This is a genomic window from Lentilitoribacter sp. Alg239-R112 (assembly GCF_900537175.1).
Taxonomy (GTDB): Bacteria; Pseudomonadota; Alphaproteobacteria; order Rhizobiales; family Rhizobiaceae; genus Lentilitoribacter.
On record NZ_LS999833.1, the window covers coordinates 1,151,718 to 1,172,937 of the forward strand.

Below are 21,220 nucleotides of genomic sequence, written 5' to 3' on the forward strand. Positions count from 1 at the left end.
TGATAAATTCATATTCATAGCGGTTTTGCTTGAAAAGCCAGCATTGCTGCTTTTTTTGAATCTACGCTGCATTATGATATTGATTAATCACATCTAGTAATGGTTGACCATAGCGTTCGAGTTTTGCTTCGCCAATACCGTTGATATCTAGCATCGCTTCGAGCGTATCAGGTTTATGTCGCGCGAGCTCAATTAGGGTCTTATCATGAAAAATCACGTAGGCTGGAACTTTCTGGGCTTTGGCCAAAGCGCTTCGCGCTGCCTTTAAGTTTTCATACAAGGATTGATCGGCTTCGCTGGTAAGCGTTGCCATAGTTTTAGACTTTTTAGAGCTGCGGTCTGATCGCTCCGTATTTGAAGTCTTCACATAGTGGCGCATAGGCAATGGAGATTTATTTTTTATGAACGCCCTACCCTTTGTTGTGATATGCAAACCACCATGGCCATCTGCATTGGGTGCAAGCAAATTACTCGCGACCAATTGACGGAAAATGTTCTGCCACTCCAATTTACTAAGATCAGTGCCAATTCCATATGTGGACACCTGATCGTGGTTAAAGTTACGAATTCGGTCGGTTTCAGCGCCAAGCAATACTTCGATAAGATAGGTTACGCCGAAACGTTGATCAGTTCTATGAGCACACGAAATAGCTTTTTGCGCGGGCACAGAAGCATCAAAGGTTTCCGGCGGTTGATCACAAGTGTCACAATAACCGCATGGTTCACATGCATCATCAAAATAATTCAGCAAAACTTGGCGTCTACAAGTTGCGGCTTCGCATAGCCCAAGCAATGCACCAAGTTTTTGATGTTCAATACGCTTTTGCTCATTGGGCGCATCTGAATTCTCGATCCACTGGCGTTGCATGGCTGCATCTTCCATACCGTAAATCATAAAAGCGTTCGAGGGCAAACCATCACGCCCCGCGCGTCCTGTTTCCTGATAATAAGCCTCAATATTTTTCGGGATATTCATATGTACTACAAACCGCACATCCGGCTTATCTATCCCCATGCCAAATGCAATCGTAGCAACCATGACGATATGCTCACCTTGTAGAAACTGGCGCTGGTTATCGGCACGCACATCGTTGGAAAGTCCTGCATGATATGGCAATGCGTTGATACCCTGCTTACAAAGCCATGCAGCCATCTCGTCAACTTTTTTGCGGGAGATACAATAAATTATGCCGCTATCACCATGGTGTTTATTTTGGATGAATTTCCAAACTTGCTGCTTTGGCGAATTACGCAATGCGATTGTGTAATGAATATTTGGCCTATCAAAACCACTGACAAATGTACGACCATCACTAAGTGCCAATCGCTCAACAATATCTTTACGAGTTGGCGCGTCCGCTGTTGCAGTCAGAGCAATACGTGGCACACCTGTAAAACGCTCCGCCAGCAAAGACAGAGCCGTATAATCAGGACGAAAATCATGCCCCCATTGTGAAACGCAATGAGCCTCATCAATGGCAAAGAGCGCCAGTTTGCATCGATCCAGCAAATTCAAAAAATCGGGCATCATCAGCCGCTCAGGTGCGACATATAGCATATCCAACTCACCATTGAGCATTTGCTCACGGGTCGATGTAATCTGAGCAGCTGTCATTGAAGAATTAATAGCACCAGCCTTTACATTCATTAATTCTAATGCAGAAATCTGATCCTGCATCAACGCAATCAAAGGAGAGACAACGACTGCTAGGCCATCACGGCATAGAGCAGGAATTTGATAGCAAAGCGATTTACCACCGCCTGTGGGCATTAAAACAAATGCATCGCCACCAGCAATCACATGATCAATAATTTCCGCTTGCTGCCCTCGAAAGGCATCATAACCATAGGAATCGCGCAGGATGGAAAGGGGTGCCGATTGTATCATAAATTGAATTTCGCTTACATGATTGTGATGAATAACTTACGCAGTCACATGATAAGATGATTCTTATCCGTAATGTGATCTACTTACACTGTGATAATATGTAAGCAAAGTCACAAGCCTGAAGATAACATCAGCAACCTTAGATCAAATCCAACCCGCGTCTGCGACAATCGTCTGATTAGTCATCGCCTGCGATACATCGGATGCCAACATCAGTACGATATTTGCAATATCTGGTGGCTTGTTAAATCGCTTTAAACACTGACTATTCAATATTTGCTCTTGAATGTCAGGCGTAATCCATTTTTCCAGTTGTTTTGGCGTCTCCACAAACCCGGGCAAAATACAGTTCACACGAATACCTTCAGGCCCTAATTCCCGAGCCAGACTATGAGTTAAGCCCTCAATCGCAGCTTTAGAAGCTACGTAGGCAGGAGCATTTTCCAAACCCAGGCGCCACGCAATCGAACTCATATTTACAATGGCACCAGTTTGCTGCTCGCACATATAAGGTATAACCGCTTTCGCAGCGAAGAATTGATGATCAAGATTAACAGCCAACGATTGTCGCCAATAGTCCGGTGTCACTGCCATCAAATCATGTCGCATATCATTGGCACCATTGTTGACCAGAATATTGATTGGTCCGACTTCCTGGCTTGCAACCGAAAAAACTTTTGTTAGCTGATCTAAATCGGTAAGATCCAGTTCATAAAAGTAGGCGTTCTTACCCAGCTCTTTTGCAAGTTCATGACCAGAAGCTACATCAATGTCAAAGAAGATAACTTTCGCACCTTGCTCATGAAATGCTGAAACAATCGCAGCACCAATTCCGCTCGCCCCTCCAGTTATCGCGACTGTTTTGTTTGCTAAGTCTGGATAGATAGCTTTTGGTGCGGTCATCATCGAACCTCGTTTAGATTAAATCACGTCATCGCCTGTGCAATCTTTAATGTTTTAAACTAAACTATTATGCCGCTCAATCGCGCATGTGAATTCATGTAATGTTGACGATTTTAAAGCTCGTCATCATCTTCTAAAATACGCGCTGCAGCGCCATCTAAATCCTCGTATTGACCGGATTTCAAACTCCACAAAAATGCCCCCAGTCCAAGCGCACCAAGACCAAGTGCAATAGGAATTAAATAAATCAACACATTCATGATAGCGCCTCAACAGCGCTTGTGGCAGGAGAATTCTTTTCTCCTTTAGGACGGGCTGTTGCCAATCTCATACTATTTAGGATCACAACAATTGATGAGGCTGACATGGCAATTGCTGCAAAAAGCGGCGTTACAAACCCCGCAAAAGCCAAAGGCACGGCAACTGCGTTGTAAGCTAAGGCTAAAGCAAAATTTTGCTTAATCAATCTATCCGATTTTTTAGCAGTATCGAGAGCGAACAAGATAGAAGATAAATTATTTCGGGTAAAAACAAAGTCCGCAGCAGAGCGCCCAACATCAGAAGCCGAAGCAGGCGCCATCGATGCGTGTCCTGCAGCCAAGGACGGTGCATCATTGATCCCATCACCCACCATCAAGACATGCTTTCCTTCGGTCTTGAGCGCATTAATACGTGCAATTTTGTCAGCAGGCTTGGCCTGGGCGGTATAATTATCAACCCCGAGATTATTAGCAACATTTGCAACGGCATCTTGATGATCACCGGATAGAATCTCAATCGGGAATGAACGGCTTTTCAACTCGCTCAAGGTTATCTTTGCATCTGGTCGCATTTCCATATGGAGAGAAAACTTACTTGGTAATTGGCCTTCCCTTGCAAAAAAGATACCTGCTCCAGATACCTGTTCGTCAAAATTCGTTACTTCGGATATCCATTTATATGACCCTAGACGTACGCGCTTCCCTTCAAACACGCCTTCTAATCCGAAGCCGGGAACTTCTCTTACACCTTCAATAGATATATCTGGTTCCGCTTTAAAATATTGCACCATCGCTCTTGATGCTGGGTGGGAGGAATGCTTGCCAAGCGCCTTCACCAGTGCTGCGTCATCTTGATGTTTAAGATCAACATCGAACACGCTTAGCCGATCCGAAGTTAACGTTCCGGTCTTATCGAAGACGGCGTAATCAATCTCAGACAAACGCTCCAATGCAGACCCGTCGCGCATTAAGATTCCGTGTTCGAATAAGCGCCCTGCCCCAATCACATGAACAACCGGAACAGCAAGGCCCAACGCACAAGGACACGTGATAATCAAAATCGCAATGGCGATATAGATCGACGTGTGCCAATCTCCGCCCGTTGCAAACATCCAAACAACAAATCCGATGAATGATAAAAGATGAACCGCAGGCGCATAAATCCTTGCCATGCGATCGGCAATACGCACATACGAGCCACGGCCATTTTCGGCAGCATCCAACATGCGAGTAACTTCTGCCAAAAAGGATTGGTCGGCAGTTTTTGTCACTCTGAGCTGAATAACGCCAGATAGGTTAAGTGTTCCAGCCATTACATCATCACCGATCGTTACAGGTGATGGCAGGCTTTCACCATTGACCAAAGACAGATCAATATCAGTGGAACCTTTGATCACTTGACCATCGACGGGCAACTTCTCTCCAGGCAGAACCTGTAATACCATATCAGGTTTGATTTCATCGATTGGCAGATAACTCGTTTGACCGTCTGACGTGACCTGAGTAGCGCCTCGTACATTTCGGCGCGCGAGAGTGTTAATCGTATTTCTTGCCTTTTCCCGCATCATATGGTCGAGATATCGGCCAATGAGCAAAAAGAATAACAATGAAACCGACGCATCAAAATAGACCACATCACCATGTGTTAGCGCTTCATAAACACTCATGATCAACGCAAGGGAGACGGCTAGCGATATAGGCACATCCATATTTAAGCGGCCATGGCGCAAAACTTTATAGGCAGATTGGAAAAATATTTGTCCCGAATAAAGCACTGTCGGAATAGCAATGACTGCTGAGATCAAGTGAAACAGTGTCTTTGCAGAACCTTCTGCACCAGACCATGTGGAAACAGATAGCAGCATGATGTTCATGGCGCCAAAACCGGCTACGGCCAGTGCACGAAGCAATCTACCATTCGCGTTTACATCGGTGCTTTTTTCGCCGTCTGTAATATCAAGCGGAACCGTATCGTACCCAAGACTTTCCATCCTATTGAAAATACCGAGGGGTGAAGCCTCTTCATCAGCCAACGTTACCTTCACGCGTTTGAGTGTCAGGTTCACACGAACATCTGTAACGTTTTCTAGCTTTGATAGTTCGCTCTCAAGAATAGCGATACAACTGCCGCAACGAATGGATGGTGAAGAAAAAACAAATAGCTGTTTGCCGTCCGCCAAGACTTTACCAAAGGCGCGCAATTCATCTGTCTTGGCAGTATCCGACATTTGTGCCGTAACAGCATCAGAAGCCATATCACTGCCGCAACATCCCATTTTACTGCTCCACGACAAAGCGAACGGGATTTGTCCAGATCACTTGCCCGGCAAGATAAGCTGTCATATCAGCTTGCCAAACACCTGCACCGAGGTCAATTTCTGCAGTGTAACTTGTTTCAAGACCTTGGGATAAAGTAAGCAAAACATCGTCGGTTTCGTGAACAGGCCGCCCAAGCTTAACTTCGATCTTATCTGCCCTAACCACAGCGCCATTCACGTCCACTAAATCGAGTGTTACAACACCTTGTTCATAACGGAAATCTGATTGCCAACCGAGTGCTAACTGTTGCTCTCGGACACGTTTATCATCATCGAAAAACTGGCTAGCGATATAGGAATTTTCGACAACAAGACCTGTCCAGCTATTGGCAGCGAAGAATGCCAGTGTAAGATTAACTGCAACAATCACACCAAAGAAGAGCGAGATCACGCCAATCATGTGGTAGCCTGTAAACTCTCTTGAACCCGTTGTTTCTTGTGACATTTTACTTCTCCTCCGGAGTTTCGAATATAGCAGTGTAGCTATCACGTTCAAACGATTGTTTATCTTCAATCACCAATTGGAAATCATCACCAACATTATCGATCTGGTCCGGTGCAATACTAATGAAAACGCGTAATGCTCTTAATTTGTCCGGTTCAATCTCAAGTTGGTAGTTGTTATCCGCTGACGGCTCTACTCCATTGATGCTTACTTCAGCTCCTTCCAACCCTTGCACAGATAGATGTACAAGGCGAGGTTCGGGTATCATGTTCAGGATCTTAACTGTATAACCGTTCCGAATTGAGCCATCACTCAGCCTGGTGAAAACCGGATTTCGATCATGCAACACATTCAACTCTAATCGATCGCGTGAAACCAGCATAAAGAGCATAGCAAGACCTATTGCAGCCCAGACACTGAAATAAATAAGTGTGCGAACGCGGAAGATAATCCGCCAATCAAAATGGCGAATAATAGAATGGAATAAGCCGTTCTCATCACGCACACGGCTTGGTTCAATGTGATTGGTCTCTGGATTTATCGCTTCTGTCATATTGTGATTGTAGTCACGCAAAGTGGCATAGGAGATAAGCCCCTTCTCGCGACCAAGCTTACCCATAATATCATCACATGCATCGATACAAAGCGCACAGGTAATACATTCGAGTTGCTGACCATCGCGAATATCAATTCCTGTTGGGCAAACGGCGACACATGCATTGCAATCAACGCAATCGCCAACTGGATGGTCTAGTGCCGCAGCTTTTTTAACACCTTTGGTTTTTGGTTCCCCACGCCAGTCATTATAGGTAACAACAAGGGAATCCTCATCAAGCATTGCAGCCTGTATGCGCGGCCAAGGGCACATGTAAATGCAAACTTGCTCCCGCAAGATTCCACCAAGCAAATAGGTGGTCGCCGTCAACACGCCAACGGTCGCATATGCAATAAATGCTGCATCACCTTTGACAAAATCGACCAACAAAGTGGGTGCGTCAGCAAAATAGAAAATCCACGCACCACCCGTTAAAACACTGATAGCAATCCAAATAGCGTGCTTAATTGTACGCTTGTAGATTTTACTAATAGTCCAAGGCGCTTTATCAAGTCTGATCCGCGCATTTCGATCACCTTCGAAAAAACGCTCAACCACAAGAAATAAGTCTGTCCAGACTGTCTGAGGGCATGCATAACCACACCATGCCCGACCAACAACCGAAGTGACCAAAAACAATCCTATACCGGCCATAACCAATAGGCCTGCAACGAAAATGAATTCTTGTGGCCAAATTTCGATAAAGAAGAAATAGAAACGTCGATTTGCCATATCAAGAAGAACGGCTTGATCTGGTGCAAATGCTCCTCGGTCCCACCGAATGAACGGTGTAATATAATAGATCCCCAGCGTGATCGCCATGATGATCCATTTTAATCTTCTAAAGTCACCATTAACACGTTTCGGGTGGATTTTTTTGCGTGCGGCATAGAGCGGTTCCGCTTTAGCTTTCGCACCACTATTAATGGCATCTACTTCGAGTTTTGCGATTTCGGCCTTAGTCAAAAGACATTCCAATTTTCAATTAGTGATTCAAGATTGTCTAACAAGTAAACTTTCATGCATATTAGCACATTGATCTTGATCAAGTAGTGGGGCGTATTCTCGCAGTTCGCCCCACTACATTATTCTAGATTAGCTAAGCTATTCACCGCCACCAAGACTATGGATATAAACTGCTAGTTGTTTGCTCGTTGCAACACCTAGACGTTCACCCCAAGCAGGCATAACACCTTGTTGTGGCTTGGTAATTTGTTTTACAATCTCTTCGTGACTTCCACCATAAAGCCATAAAGCATCTGATAAACGTGGCGCGCCCAACTCTCTGTCACCAAGCCCTGCGTCACCGTGACACGCGGCACAATTTTCAACGTAAGTTGCCTCCCCGCGAGCAGCCGCTTCTGCGTCAAACTCCTGATTAGATAATTTACGCACAAACCAAGCTACATCAGAGATTTGTTCTTTCTCGAGAAGCTCATCAGTCCCGTATGCAGGCATATCTGAATAGCGTGTATCATCATCCTCTTCATAGCGGATGCCATGATTAATCGTCAGATAAATCTCATCAAGAGTACCGCCCCAAATCCAATCATCATCATTCAGATTTGGAAACCCGGGTGAACCTTGCGCACCTGAACCGTGGCATTGTACGCAGTTGATTTTAAATGCAGCGTTACCGCCGGCAACAGAGAAGCGTTGCAGTTCGACATCGGCCGCAATATCATTTACATCAATGTCCGCAAGTTTATCCCAATTACCTGCCTGTGAAGCCTTTGCAGCCGCAAGTTCATTGGCAACATCACCTCGACTGGACCAATTCAAAAAGCCTTTGGTAGAGGTTTTTATCAATGGAATTGATGGATAGGCAAAAGAGTAACCAACTGCAAAAATAATCGTCAGATAAAATGTCCATAACCACCAACGCGGCATGGGATTGTTCAACTCTTTGATGCCATCCCATTCATGACCAGTTGTTTCAACACCAGTGAATTCATCCACTTCTGGTCCATCTTGATTGTTCTGAGTGTTCATATTTTCAGACATCATTCATCCTCCTTAAAAGGAACATTTGCGGCTTCTTCAGCAAGCTTCTTTGAACCGGGACGAAAAGCCCAGACAACAACAAAAACAAAGATTAGGAACATGTAGAGCAAGCCCCAACTATCAGCAAAGGTGCGCATTGCTTGGTAATCAAAATCCATAACTCATCTCCTAACGATAGTTTTTGTCAGCTTCAAATGTTGAAAAATCAACAAGTGTTCCAAGCATTTGCAAATAGGCAACGAGCGCATCCATCTCGGTTAACCGTTGAGGATCACCATCAAAATTGCCGAGCACAGCTTTCGGATAGCGCTCTTCAACACCATCGGTATCCGCATCTGGGTCAGCTTGCGCCACAATGTCTGCCTTCGCACTATCAATCATCTCTTGGGTGTACGGCACACCAACAAGACTGTTAGCCTTCAGATGTCCCTCAATATTATGAATTGAGAGATCAACATCGGATAAGAATCCATAGCTTGGCATGATTGATTCCGGCACGACAGATTGCGGATCGATCAAATGCTGAACGTGCCATTCATTAGAATAACGCGCACCAACACGTGCCAGATCTGGACCAGAACGTTTTGACCCCCATTGGAATGGGTGATCATATTTTGATTCAGCAGCCAGACTATAATGACCATAACGCTCAACCTCATCCCGGAAAGGACGGATCATTTGACTATGGCAAACATAGCAACCTTCGCGAATATAAATATCGCGACCTGCTAACTCGAGCGGAGAGTAAGGGCGAACCCCTTCCACTTCTTCAATCGTATTCTCTAGATAGAAAAGAGGTACGATCTCGACAATGCCACCAATTGTAACGGCGACGAATGAAAAGGCCAAAAGTAGTGAGGCATTCTTTTCAAGGACTTTATGTTTTTCAAGAATAGACATTTGAATTTACCTCTATTCAGCTGGAGCTAGATTGGGAGTTGCTTTTGGTGTTGAGCTACCCATAGGGGCCTCATCACGCACATCACCACGGATTGTTCTGTAAATATTGTAGGCCATGATCAAAGCTCCGCTAAGGAAGAGAAGACCACCAAACATCCGTGTTATGTAATACGGGTGCATCGCCGCAACAGATTCTGCAAAGGAATAAACAAGATAACCTTGTTGATCATATTCACGCCACATCAGACCTTGCTGGATACCAGCAACCCACATCACCGCCGCATAAACAACGATACCAAGTGTGGCGAGCCAGAAGTGCCAGTTGACCAAACGAAGCGAATAAAGACGCTCGCGTTTCCAAAGTTTTGGCACAAGGTAGTAGATAGCACCAAAGCTAATGAGACCATTCCACCCCAAAGCACCTGAGTGCACGTGGCCGATTGTCCAATCCGTATAGTGAGACAATGAATTGACCACTTTGATAGACATCATTGGACCTTCAAATGTTGCCATGCCATAGAATGCAACAGAGATAACCATCATACGCAATATCGGATCAGTTCTGAGTTTATCCCACGCGCCAGACAGGGTCATAAGGCCGTTGATCATACCACCCCATGATGGCATCCAAAGCATAATTGAGAAGACCATACCAAGTGTCTGAGCCCAATCAGGCAAGGCTGTATAATGAAGGTGGTGCGGACCAGCCCAAATATACAGGAAGATCAGACCCCAAAAGTGAATAATAGACAAACGATATGAGTAAACCGGACGCTCGGCCTGTTTTGGAATGAAGTAATACATCATACCAAGGAAGCCAGCCGTCAGGAAGAACCCAACCGCATTATGACCATACCACCATTGTGTAAGCGCGTCTTGCACACCTGAGAACAATGAGTAGCTTTTTACGCCCAGAAAAGAGACAGGCACTGCAAGATTGTTTACAACATGCAGCATTGCTACGGTTACGATGAAGGATAAAAAGAACCAGTTCGCAACGTAAATATGTGGCTCTTTACGTTTTACCAGCGTTCCCAAGAACACGAGCAGATAACAGACCCATACAATTGTTAACCAGATATCGACATACCATTCCGGTTCCGCATATTCGCGGCTTTGCGTAATACCAAGCAAATAACCAGTTGCAGCCATGAGAATAAATAGCTGATAACCCCAGAATACAAACCATGCGAGATTACCACCCCATAGGCGCGCGCGGGTAGTGCGCTGCACTACGTAAAATGATGTCGCGATCAACGCATTACCACCAAACGCGAAAATAACCGCAGAGGTATGCAGCGGTCGAACACGTCCAAAATTTAACCAAGGCTCAAAATTCAATTCCGGCCATGCCAACTGCGCCGCAGCAATGACACCGACGAGAAAGCCAACGACACCCCAAAGCAACGTGGCAATCACGCCATATTGGACCACGCCATCCAGATACCCTGTATCCTTTTCCTTGATTGCGACAGTTGGACCTTCCGAAAAGTCTACGCGCCTAAACAAGATAATACATGTAATTGATAGTGCAACTGCAAGCACCGTCATATGTGCTTGAAATAGTGCATCTTTAGAAAGCCCTGCCGCTACAACAACCAAAAAGGTTGCTATTGCAGTGACAATAGCTTCTGGCAAATTTCTCATCATAATGAGCCCCTCAAAAGTTTAAACAGAATCATCCCGCCAAATAATGTATCATATGGCAGACCGATTTTGCCGGAAGATGGATGAAAAAGATGACAGTCGCTTTGACATAGATCAAGGAAACAAACTCATATGCTGATTAAATTTGTCGCAGTAACGAGACACCCATAAGGTAGATTTAATAATGGATGAAGCGACGGAAGCTTCCATTTTCGATGGACTAAATAACCATCTTAAAACACAACACGCGCTTTGTGACGCATTAGAAAAGATAGCCGATGGTCTACCCTCCAATGTTGACCGACAAGAATGTCTCCATCTCGCAAAAAGCATTTTCCCGATTGTCAAACGCGCGCATGAGTTCGAAGAAAAAAATCTTTTCCCGATTTTTTCTCAATCAAAATATCAGGCTGATCCCGAAGCAGTTCTAGCCCGACTGCATTCAGAGCACTGGGAAGATGAAAGTTACGCGCTTGAACTGCAAGATGCTCTCACGGAGTTTGCAGCAAATTCACCAACAAGCAATCCGGAAGCCCTTGGATATATGCTCCGAGGTTTTTTTGGAAGTTTAAGGCGACACATTGCCTCTGAAGAAGAGTTCTTCAATCCAAAACTAACAATGTGAGACTACCTATGTTTGTGCCAAAATCAGAAATAATCACAAAATTAAGTGCAAACGTGCCGCGGTACACGTCCTATCCTACTGCGCCGAACTTTTCTCCCGATCTGGGGCCACAACTTGTCGAGAAAATGCATGCAAGCATCGACAATGGTGGTGCATTATCTATCTATATTCATATCCCATATTGTGATCGGTTATGTTGGTTTTGTGGATGCCATACAAAGCAAACCAAGTCGTATATTCCAATATCCTATTACGTAGAAACACTTCTTGAGGAGATAGAGCTTCATCGCAAGGCACTCGCGCGTAGTCCCGAGGTTGCCCACATTCATTTTGGTGGCGGCTCACCCAGTATGTTAAAAAGCGACGACTTCAACGAACTTTCAAAAAAGCTTCGTACATCATTTAGAGTGACTGAAAAAACAGAAATCAGTGTCGAAATTGATCCCAACGATATGTCGGATGATATGTTGGTCGGACTTCAAAAAATCGGCATCACCCGCGCCAGTATCGGCGTGCAAGATTTTGACCCTGACGTTCAGGAAGCGATCAATCGTCCTCAAACATTTGAACAAACACGAGATCTTATTGAAGAGCTGAGATCTATTAATATTTCATCCATCAATGTCGACGCGCTTTATGGCCTGCCGCGACAGGATATGAATAGGCTTAATAATACGCTTGAGAAAGTAATATCACTATCTCCCGATCGCGTTGCCATGTTTGGTTATGCTCATGTTCCCTGGCTTAAAAAACATCAGAACATGATCAATGACCAAGAACTTCCAAATATTGAACAACGGCACCAACAAGCAGATTTTGCAGATCAGTTCTTAACGTCAAGTGGGCTACAGAAGATTGGAATTGATCACTATGCTACGCCAGAAGACAGCCTGACGAAAGCTTTAAACGAGGGAACACTTCACCGGAATTTTCAAGGCTATACAACAGATCAATGTAACAATTTATTAGGTCTCGGTGCATCTTCAATAAACCAATACGATGGTGGATTTATTCAAAACACGGTTCCAACCAAGCAGTACAAAGCACAAATCAGCGAAGGAAAATTCGCAGCAAACCGAGGTTATGAGCTTACGCAAGATGATCGGATAAGAGGTTATGTGATTGAGCGTCTTATGTGTGATTTCAGCTTCAATTTTGATGATGTTGCGATAAAATTTGGAGATACCGGCGCCCCAATTATTGAAACTGCAAAATCAGTGGTTCTCCAAGATTCAGATGATTTATGCTGGATAGGCGACGGTAAATTTAACGTCAGCGCTGACAAACGTGCTTTCACTCGTATTGTTGCTTCCAAATTCGATGCATATCTTAGCAAACAGAACTCAAAATTTTCAAAACCAATTTAGTCCTTTTGGACTTCGCAGGCCCGTTCTAACCGATCCAGATCCCTAACGATTACGGTTCGATTATGTTCAATTTCAATAACGCCAACTTTTCGCAATTTCGTAATTTGTCTTGAAACTGTTTCAATTGTCAAGCCAAGGAAATCTGCAATATCGGCACGTTTAAGCGGTATCTCAAACATGACATCTGAATTTTTTAACCCTGCTTCAGGGTCAATGTTACTTGCTATCATAAAGAAAAAGCTTGCAACTTTTTCACCAGCGGTTTTGCGACCCAAGGTCAACATCCACTCGCGCGCCTCATCTAACTCTTTTAATGATTGCTCGTGTAGCCGATGTTCCAATTCAGGCGATTGGTCGATCAACTCGTCCATCACTTTCGCAGGGAATGAACATAACCGTACATCGGTTGCAGCTTCTGCGGAAACACCAGACTGACGCTTGAATGGACGACCGAGAAAATCGGGTGCAAACTGCAAACCAACAATCTGTTGCCGACCATCGGCCATCAGTTTAACCAGTTTGACGACACCAGACATAATGTTGGAATAAGTAGAAATATCCTCGCCACCAGCAATCAATTCTTTATCACTCGACTGGCTATGCTTTGTCGTATGCTTACTCAATTTAATAAGCTGATCAGGTGATAATGCTCCACATATACCTTTATGCCTTGCTTCACACGCCTGACAAATTTTAGGCACTTCAGAATTATGAATATCTTGTCGTGTCATTTTTATCAGAATCTCTACTGCTACAGTGAAACGGACGTTAGCAGGCCGTTTATCACATGGGAATAGCCCCTTCCCCGATTTGTCGGTCATTTATCGTTATGTAGAATTTGCCGCACTTGGCCACTTCCCTTCGCCAAGACCTAATTTCCAGAGTTTACTGATCAAATTATTATCTAATTGGTGATGATTTCGGGCCCCATGAAATAGGTCGGCAATGCTGTTGATATCAATGGTATGTAAGTAACCATGATTAGGAACACAAACAGAATACTTAACCAAGGCAAAGCAGCTTTAACTACATTCCACATTGGCATTCCAGCAACACCAGATGTTACGAACAGGTTCAGACCTACAGGTGGTGTAATCATGCCAATTTCCATATTTACCACCATGATAATACCAAGATGAATAGGGTCGATCCCGAGTTCTATAGCAATCGGGAACACAAGAGGTGCCACGATTACAATCAGACCGGACGGCTCCATAAATTGGCCGCCAATCAACAAGATGATGTTCACAACTATCAGAAATGCCCACCACTCAAGGCCAGCATCGAGCATGGCGCCTGCTATTTGTTGTGGAATTTGCTCATCCGTCAATACGTGTTTGAGGATTAAAGCATTGGCGATAATAAACATCAATGTGATGGTTAGTTTGCCTGCTTCAAATAATGTTTTGCGCGTATCTTCATGCACAAAAGCCGTGAATAAAGTATGAGGTTTCTTCAAAAATGAGTAGTTCTTACCATCGTTGTTGGCCAAAGGACCCATGTCACGATAAATAAATACTGCGATAATAAATGCATAAACGGAGGCAACTGCCGCCGCTTCAGTGGGAGTAAAGATACCACCATAAATACCGCCCAGAATAATCACAATCAGAAACAGGCCCCAACCCGCTTCACGACCCGAGGCAAACACTTCGCCCCACCCTTTCCATTCGCCCTTTGGCAGGTTTTTGATCTTGGCAACAATATAAATTCCTGCCATCAACATACCACCTGCCATCAAACCCGGAATGACACCTGCGAGAAACATACGTCCCACGGACACATCTGTGGCTGATGCATAAACAACCATAACAATGGATGGAGGAATTAGAATGCCTAATGTTCCAGCGTTACAGATAATTCCGGCAGCAAACTCTTTAGAATACCCCACCTGTCGCATACCTGCGATAACAATAGATCCAATTGCAACCACGGTAGCCGGAGATGAACCCGATAGAGCTGCAAACAACATACATGCGAACACGCCTGCAATTGCCAAGCCACCTGGCAAATGTCCCACAAGCGCAATTGAGAATCGAATAATCCGCTTAGCCACACCACCGGTGGACATAAAACTGGAAGCCAGAATGAAAAACGGAATGGCGAGCAATGTATAGTGACCGGCCATAGCTTCATAAAAAGTTTGCGCGATAGACGCTAGCGAGCTATCAGATGCTAGCAGCAGAAATGAAATTGAACTTAACCCAAGTGCAACAGCAATTGGAACACCAAGCAAAAGGAGCGTGATGATCGCGGCAAATAATAGAGCAACTTCCACAACTTAGCCCTCCTTCTTGTTCTGCTGTTCGTCGGCTGCAACCATTGCCGCAGCTTCTTCCACGGCATCTTCTGCCTCGTGACTAACGATGATCAGATCACGAGTTCCTCTCACAACAGAAAGCCCTAACTGACAAAACCTAAAAAGCAATAATCCAAACCCAACAGGTAATACAAAATACGGTACGAGGCGCGGAAGCTTCTCATAAGCTTCGCCATCGTTAAACCAAGTGGCTAAAAACTGAAAAACAGGTGGCATGTCGATATCATTGGTTTCGTACCAACCTTTGCCTAAGAAATCTGCTTCAAATCCAGTTGGAAACCAGCGGCCAGTTGTTTGTGGAAGATTGGCAAAATTTGACCAAAAATCCCACCCACCTTTAAACAGCAAGAACGCATATATGATGCAACATAAGACAGAGACATATGCCATCGCCCGCCTTATGTCCTTTGGCATGAGATTAAGCACCGCATCCACACCCAAATGAGAAACCGTTTTAACGCAATAACTAATGCCAAGAATAACAAGCCATGCAAACAAAATCGTCGTTAATTCCAGCCCCCACAGCAGTTGAGTTGGCAAATGTAATGCTACTGTAATGGGTTGGAAAACCTCTGCATTAAAAACATAACGAACAACCACATTTACAAATGTGATGAGGGTCATAAGCCCCAATATCAAAGCGATAAGGTTTTCTTCGATTTTATCTGTGAATGTAAGTTTGGATGCTTCACTCATTCGCCCACGCCTCCCATGCGAAGTGAATAATCTTTTAAAAAATGCGGAGGAAAGGTTCCACCGCATCTTTCATTTTTTTAAGTGTAAATCACTCGGATTTACTTTGCCATCATGTTGATTTTTTGAGCAGCAGCGATGTTGTCTGCGCCAACGTCGCCCTCAAATTTTGCCCAAACTGGCTTCATAACTTCAACCCATGCAGCTCGCTGTTCAGGGCTTAACTCACGAACAACACCACCAGCGGCAATTACCGCAGCTTTCGCTTCTTGATTAACTTTTGCTGATTCGGCATTACGTGTTTGGGTTACTTCTGACATGATTGTAGCAAGCTGATCGCGAACATCAGCATCTAATCCGTCCCACCATTTAGTAGAGGTTACAACCAGGTAATCCAAAATACCGTGGTTAGATTCCGTCACACCATCCTGTACTTCAAAGAATTTTTTGCCGTAAATATTTGACCAAGTGTTTTCCTGACCATCCACAACGCCCGTTTGCAGAGCACCATAAACTTCAGAGAATGCCATTTTTTGCGGAATGCCGCCGATTGCATCCATCTGTGCAACAAGCACATCAGAAGACTGAACACGGAACTTTAGGCCTTTGGCATCTGTTGGTTCAATAAGCGGCTTACTAGCTGAGATTTGTTTCATGCCATTATGCCAGAAAGCTAAACCAAGAAGGCCACGTTTCTTCATTGAATTTTTCATAGCTTGGCCAGCTTCCGAGCTTTGGAAAGCATCAACCGCATTTACATCATTAAACATGAATGGCAAATCAAATAAACGGAACTGTTTTGTAAATTTTTCAAATTTGGAAAGCGACGGTGCCGCCATTTGAACATCACCGAGAAGCAAAGCTTCAAGAACTTTGTCATCGTTATAGAGACTTGAGTTAGGGAAAACTTCCATACAAGCTTTACCGTTCATTTCCTCATTCACGCGTTTTTCGAGCAATGTGGCCGCAATGCCTTTTGGATGCTTGTCTGTATTTGTCACATGACTAAACTTGATAACAATTTCACCATCATCGCAATTGGCAAATGCTACACTTGGTACCATAACAACAGCTGCAACGCATGCAGCTTTCAATAAATTTTTCATATTGTTCTCCCAGGAATTAACAATCGACCTTCCAGCCGTGAGGATAGATCATACTTTCGATATTCTTTTTTCAAGTATTTTTTTCTAGAAAAAATTTACCCATAAAAAACAGATAGATAACTCGTTCGACACGATTGATATTTGCATTTGTGCGAAATTTCGCACAAGCTCAACGAAAGACGAATACACCTTTAAAGGACGCCAAACCCAGTGTTAAAGTTGATAAAACACAATCTGCTCTATGTTATCTATGTTTGCATTGCACTGGCAGTTACAGCGGCTATTTTTATTAATTCATACCACCGGAATCTTGATCAACTGGAAAACAGCGGCCAGATTAGAATTGAGCAGATTTCTGAACGATTATTGGGCAGAATAGAGAGCTTCCAACAGCTCCCGAATTTGCTCGCAAACCGTCAGGAAATCCAAACACTACTCGCGGATAATGTATCAAATAATATTGTCAATGACATTCTACTGCGATCGGCCTTGTTGACCGGCGCCACTGAAATATTTGTACTTGATGAAGCTGGAATTTTGGTCGCCCAATCAAGTATTTATTCTGGCTCCGCTCCATCACAAACAGATTTTTTAAATGAACCATATGTTCGTGCAGCTATGAATGGTCGACTTGGATTTTATCATTCACTTGATTCAGGTGATGGAAGTAGGAGTTTTTATTTTGCAAGAGGTGTCATTACCAATAGTACAAAGCCGGTGGGCGCAGTCGTTGTAAAAGTTGGCGTTGACCGGCTAGAATTTGGCTGGAGTTTTGACGAAGAAGCCGTAACTTTTTTTGATAATCACAATGTGGTTTTTGTAACCAACCGCCCATCTCTCACACTTCAAATCGATGACTTAAACTTTGATAAGAACAATAACTATAACTTCCCTGAATATGACTATAAACTGCTGAAAAAATTTCCCAATTATACAAAGTCTAATATCTTTAAGCATGAGATACTAAATTTTGAGAAGGCAAATAATCTACCGCTACAGGCGCTGGTTCTGTCTAAGTATATTCCACAAATTGATTTAACAGCTAAGGGTTACTTTAACACAAAAGCCGCATTTGCGAATGCACGTCTGCAGGCTCTGTTAAGTGTTGCCATTTTCTCCGGATTTGGCGTGACATTTTGGGCATTGTGGCAACGGCGCCAACGCCTCACTGATCGACTTGCCGTTGAAGAGGCTGCAAACACGAGGCTTGAAGCTCGCGTAGAGGAACGAACCGCACAGTTGAACAAAGCACAAGATCAGCTTGTTCAGGCAAGCAAATTGACAGCGTTAGGGCAATTGTCAGCGGGTATTGCTCACGAACTTAACCAACCATTGGCAGCTATTCAAAATTTTGCAGATACTGGGAAAAAACTATTAGAGCGTGAAAGGACCAGCGAAGCAACTGAGAATCTTGAACATATAACTCAACAGACCGCACGAATGAACCGCATTATTAAAAACCTCCGCTCCTTTGCACGGAAGGAAATCGAAAAATTTGAAACGGTGAATTTACAAACAATAATCTACAGCAGTCTTAATCTCACTGAAATGCGCTGCAAAAACGAGAGCGTGGAAGTCATAACGATCGGTATTGAAAAACACCGCCTTGTTAGCGCAGGCAAAGTGCGTCTTGAACAAGTGATGGTCAATATAATCTCAAACGCAATAGATGCGATGTTAGATCAAGATGACAGAATCATAAGAATTGAACTCAGTGAAAACGAAGGAGCAGCCTTAATTAAGGTGTCGGATAATGGCCCTGGCTTAGACGATCCAAAACGTGTTTTTGAACCATTTTACTCAACAAAAGATGTCGGATCCAGCAAAGGCCTAGGTCTGGGTTTGGCCATATCTCATGGTATAATTGGTAGCTTTGGTGGGGATCTTTACTGTGAGAACCAAACTCATGGCGGAGCACTTTTTACTATTTCATTACCATTACTATCGGACGGCCCAACAAAATGACAAACCAGATATTATTGATAGAAGATGATGATGCGCTTCGCTTCTCACTCGCGCAAGCATTTGACCTTGAGGGATTTAAGGTCATTCAATCCTCAAACTTTGATCAAGCTCGACGTACCATTAGAGCCAATTTCAATGGTGTTATCTTATCAGATATCCGCATGCCAGGAAAAGACGGTTTTGATGTGTTGCAATATTCACAAGGCGCTGATCCAGATTTACCTGTTGTATTATTAACAGGTGAGGCCGACGTTCCAATGGCGCTTCGCGCAATGCGCCAAGGCGCCTATGATTTCATCGAGAAACCGTGCAAGGTTGACTACCTCATTGAAGTCATGAAACGTGCATTAGAACAAAGGCAACTTGTTCTACGAAATCGGAAGATAGAACGCGATTTAGCTCGAAACGATCTTGCCGCGGTTAACTTCCCAGGCAATTCAGCTGCGACAAAAGACCTTCGAAAAGCTATACGTGCAGCTGCAAATACGAATTCGAATATCCACCTATCAGGGCCGGAAGGGATTGGACGACGTGTTGCCGCTCATACAATTCATAAACTATCCGATCAACAGTGTCAGTTTATATCATTATCAATTTCAAATAATGAATGGCACAAGTTGGAGAATGTTGGTCAGACGGAATATCAATTGGATGTTCTGATTAAAAACTTGGAGCGCGCCACCAGCGAAGATAGGAGTAGAATAGTTGTACTTCTGCAAAGAGATCGTAATTTTAGAATCATAACCTCTTCTATAAAGTCACTTTCGGAACATCGTGAAACCTCCACCGATCAGGAATTGTATGATCTCTTAGCTCCTATTGAAATCAGAATTCCCACATTTGCGCAACGGCGCGAAGATATTCCGGAGATTTTTGAAACGCTTGTACGCCAAGTTGTAAGAACACGAAATGAGGATATGCCAGAAATTACCGAGGGCATCATCACAGAAGTCATGACAGGGAAATGGCAAAAGAACCTTGTTGATCTTAGAGAACTTGCAAGCAAATTTGTGTCCGAAGCAAGTAAAAGTGAGCGGAGCGAGTTTCCATCCACACTAGCTCAACGCATGGACACTTTTGAAAGGTTAAACCTAATCGAAGCCCTTAAAAGGCATAAAGGTCAGGCAGCAACAGCCGCAGAAGAGCTCGGTTTACCGCGCAAAACATTTTATGACCGCCTTAAACGTTACAGCTTACTGCCCAAAGACTACACTTAGGTCTGCTAATCGATTGTTGGACTTACCGTTTGGAGAGATTTTCTGTTAGATTGAGGTAACAGGAGGTCTTTATGAGGCACTGTAAAGTTAACTTACCGTCCCTTTAATTTTACGATTAGATGGCATGATCCAATCTTCTAACTACTCGCTCTATCACCATCACCGGTTTCCAACCGATGTCATCGCTCATGCGGTTTTGCTATATTTCCGGTCTCCGTTAAACCTGCGGGTGATGTCACGTTATTTTCGACTACTTGCAGTGACGGAGCCTTATGCCAAGTTCAGAAGTCAGCGGTCACTGTTTTCCACTGAACCATTGCGGTCAACTGATGATTATGGATGTGTACGCGTTATGCTTTGAGCGAGGTGGGACGAAGAGATTTCTCAGAGCGGAGAAAATAGTTATAAACCGTTGCAAGGAATCGACGGAACGGAAACCTTGCAACATCCTTTCTCGCTTTCGCAATGGGACCTGAGAATTCTCTGCCGATTATTGAGACCTTTGTGGGAGCGATGTTTATATGAGGCATGAGCTGACGGCTAGCAGTACCTAAGATTCAAGCTTATCTGTTATCATGCGTTTGGGTGTCATACCTTGTTTCCTCAGTAATCGTCGCAACAAACGCTTTGCTGCTTTGGTATTACGCAGCGATTGTACGATCTCATTGAGGACGGTCCATCTTGATCAACTGCTCACCAGAGCCAATGTTTCTTGCCACGAATGCTGATGGCAACCTCATCCAAATACCAAATATCATTTGGACTGGGTTGCTTGCGATTTAGCTGGCAGACATAGTTTGGACCAAACTTAATCCCCCAGCGGCGGATAGTTTCGTAGGAGACGACAATCCCATGCTCCAGCAGCATTTCCTTAACCAAACGCAAACTAAGTGGAAACCAAAAGTATAGCCAAACGACTCGTGCAATGATGTCCGGCGGAGAACACTGATGTTTAGCTAACTGTTGA

At 44.0% G+C, this 21,220-nt stretch carries 18 protein-coding genes and 1 pseudogene; 4 read left to right on the plus strand and 15 right to left on the minus strand.

Translation table 11 applies throughout. The features are described from left to right. Positions 1–61: 61 nt before the first annotated feature. The 10 genes from recQ to ccoN form a co-directional block, all read right to left on the minus strand. A complete protein-coding gene (gene recQ / locus G3W54_RS06050) occupies positions 62–1,888 on the minus strand; it encodes a DNA helicase RecQ (protein ID WP_162652208.1) in 1,827 nt (608 codons plus the stop codon). Between the two features lie 144 nt (positions 1,889–2,032). Continuing rightward, positions 2,033–2,794 carry an SDR family oxidoreductase gene (locus G3W54_RS06055; RefSeq protein ID WP_162652209.1) on the minus strand — a complete coding sequence of 254 codons (762 nt, stop codon included), beginning with the start codon at positions 2,792–2,794 and terminating at the stop codon, positions 2,033–2,035. 110 nt (positions 2,795–2,904) lie between these two features. Further along, on the minus strand, positions 2,905–3,051 hold the full coding sequence (ccoS, locus tag G3W54_RS06060; protein WP_162652210.1) for a cbb3-type cytochrome oxidase assembly protein CcoS: 147 nt from the start codon (positions 3,049–3,051) through the stop codon (positions 2,905–2,907). After that, positions 3,048–5,306, minus strand: coding sequence for a heavy metal translocating P-type ATPase (locus G3W54_RS06065; RefSeq protein WP_162652211.1), 2,259 nt, complete (start codon positions 5,304–5,306; stop codon positions 3,048–3,050). Before G3W54_RS06065 ends, ccoS begins: the two co-directional genes overlap by 4 nt. Positions 5,307–5,328: 22 nt before the next feature. After that, positions 5,329–5,814 (minus strand): FixH family protein, encoded by a 486-nt coding sequence (locus G3W54_RS06070; protein WP_162652212.1) that lies wholly within the window; start codon positions 5,812–5,814, stop codon positions 5,329–5,331. A 1-nt stretch (position 5,815) separates the two neighbouring features. Continuing rightward, positions 5,816–7,375 (minus strand): cytochrome c oxidase accessory protein CcoG, encoded by a 1,560-nt coding sequence (ccoG, locus tag G3W54_RS06075; protein WP_244627841.1) that lies wholly within the window; start codon positions 7,373–7,375, stop codon positions 5,816–5,818. A 138-nt stretch (positions 7,376–7,513) separates the two neighbouring features. Continuing rightward, on the minus strand, positions 7,514–8,413 hold the full coding sequence (gene ccoP, locus G3W54_RS06080; RefSeq protein ID WP_244627906.1) for a cytochrome-c oxidase, cbb3-type subunit III: 900 nt from the start codon (positions 8,411–8,413) through the stop codon (positions 7,514–7,516). Further along, on the minus strand, positions 8,413–8,571 hold the full coding sequence (locus G3W54_RS06085) for a cbb3-type cytochrome c oxidase subunit 3 (RefSeq protein WP_162652214.1): 159 nt from the start codon (positions 8,569–8,571) through the stop codon (positions 8,413–8,415). Before G3W54_RS06085 ends, ccoP begins: the two co-directional genes overlap by 1 nt. 10 nt (positions 8,572–8,581) lie before the next feature. Beyond that, positions 8,582–9,313, minus strand: a complete 732-nt coding sequence (gene ccoO, locus G3W54_RS06090; RefSeq protein WP_162652215.1) for a cytochrome-c oxidase, cbb3-type subunit II — start codon at positions 9,311–9,313, stop codon at positions 8,582–8,584. A gap of 12 nt (positions 9,314–9,325) precedes the next feature. After that, positions 9,326–10,960 (minus strand): cytochrome-c oxidase, cbb3-type subunit I, encoded by a 1,635-nt coding sequence (gene ccoN, locus G3W54_RS06095; RefSeq protein ID WP_162653579.1) that lies wholly within the window; start codon positions 10,958–10,960, stop codon positions 9,326–9,328. A 184-nt stretch (positions 10,961–11,144) separates the two neighbouring features. Between ccoN and G3W54_RS06100 the strand changes: the two genes are divergently transcribed. Then, positions 11,145–11,585, plus strand: coding sequence for a hemerythrin domain-containing protein (locus G3W54_RS06100; protein WP_162652216.1), 441 nt, complete (start codon positions 11,145–11,147; stop codon positions 11,583–11,585). A gap of 8 nt (positions 11,586–11,593) precedes the next feature. Further along, positions 11,594–12,952 carry an oxygen-independent coproporphyrinogen III oxidase gene (gene hemN / locus G3W54_RS06105; RefSeq protein ID WP_162652217.1) on the plus strand — a complete coding sequence of 453 codons (1,359 nt, stop codon included), beginning with the start codon at positions 11,594–11,596 and terminating at the stop codon, positions 12,950–12,952. Here hemN and G3W54_RS06110 read toward each other — a convergent pair. The 4 genes from G3W54_RS06110 to G3W54_RS06125 all read right to left on the minus strand — a co-directional run bounded on the left by G3W54_RS06110 (position 12,949) and on the right by G3W54_RS06125 (position 17,071). Then, positions 12,949–13,683 carry a Crp/Fnr family transcriptional regulator gene (locus tag G3W54_RS06110; RefSeq protein ID WP_162652218.1) on the minus strand — a complete coding sequence of 245 codons (735 nt, stop codon included), beginning with the start codon at positions 13,681–13,683 and terminating at the stop codon, positions 12,949–12,951. The genes hemN and G3W54_RS06110 overlap by 4 nt on opposite strands. A gap of 173 nt (positions 13,684–13,856) precedes the next feature. After that, positions 13,857–15,230, minus strand: a complete 1,374-nt coding sequence (locus G3W54_RS06115) for a TRAP transporter large permease (protein WP_162652219.1) — start codon at positions 15,228–15,230, stop codon at positions 13,857–13,859. Positions 15,231–15,233: 3 nt separating this feature from the next. Then, entirely contained in the window at positions 15,234–15,968 is a 735-nt protein-coding gene (locus G3W54_RS06120) for a TRAP transporter small permease (protein WP_162652220.1), read from the minus strand. A 98-nt stretch (positions 15,969–16,066) separates the two neighbouring features. Continuing rightward, positions 16,067–17,071 (minus strand): TRAP transporter substrate-binding protein, encoded by a 1,005-nt coding sequence (locus G3W54_RS06125; RefSeq protein WP_162652221.1) that lies wholly within the window; start codon positions 17,069–17,071, stop codon positions 16,067–16,069. A 210-nt stretch (positions 17,072–17,281) separates the two neighbouring features. On the opposite strand from G3W54_RS06125, the gene G3W54_RS06130 reads away from it, so the two are divergent. Then, positions 17,282–19,036, plus strand: coding sequence for an ATP-binding protein (locus G3W54_RS06130; RefSeq protein WP_162652222.1), 1,755 nt, complete (start codon positions 17,282–17,284; stop codon positions 19,034–19,036). Beyond that, on the plus strand, positions 19,033–20,253 hold the full coding sequence (locus G3W54_RS06135) for a response regulator (RefSeq protein WP_162652223.1): 1,221 nt from the start codon (positions 19,033–19,035) through the stop codon (positions 20,251–20,253). The genes G3W54_RS06130 and G3W54_RS06135 overlap by 4 nt, the downstream gene beginning before the upstream one ends. Positions 20,254–20,534: 281 nt before the next feature. Here G3W54_RS06135 and G3W54_RS06140 read toward each other — a convergent pair. Next, positions 20,535–21,183: pseudogene (locus G3W54_RS06140) on the minus strand (IS6 family transposase). Between the last annotated feature and the right edge of the window lie 37 nt (positions 21,184–21,220).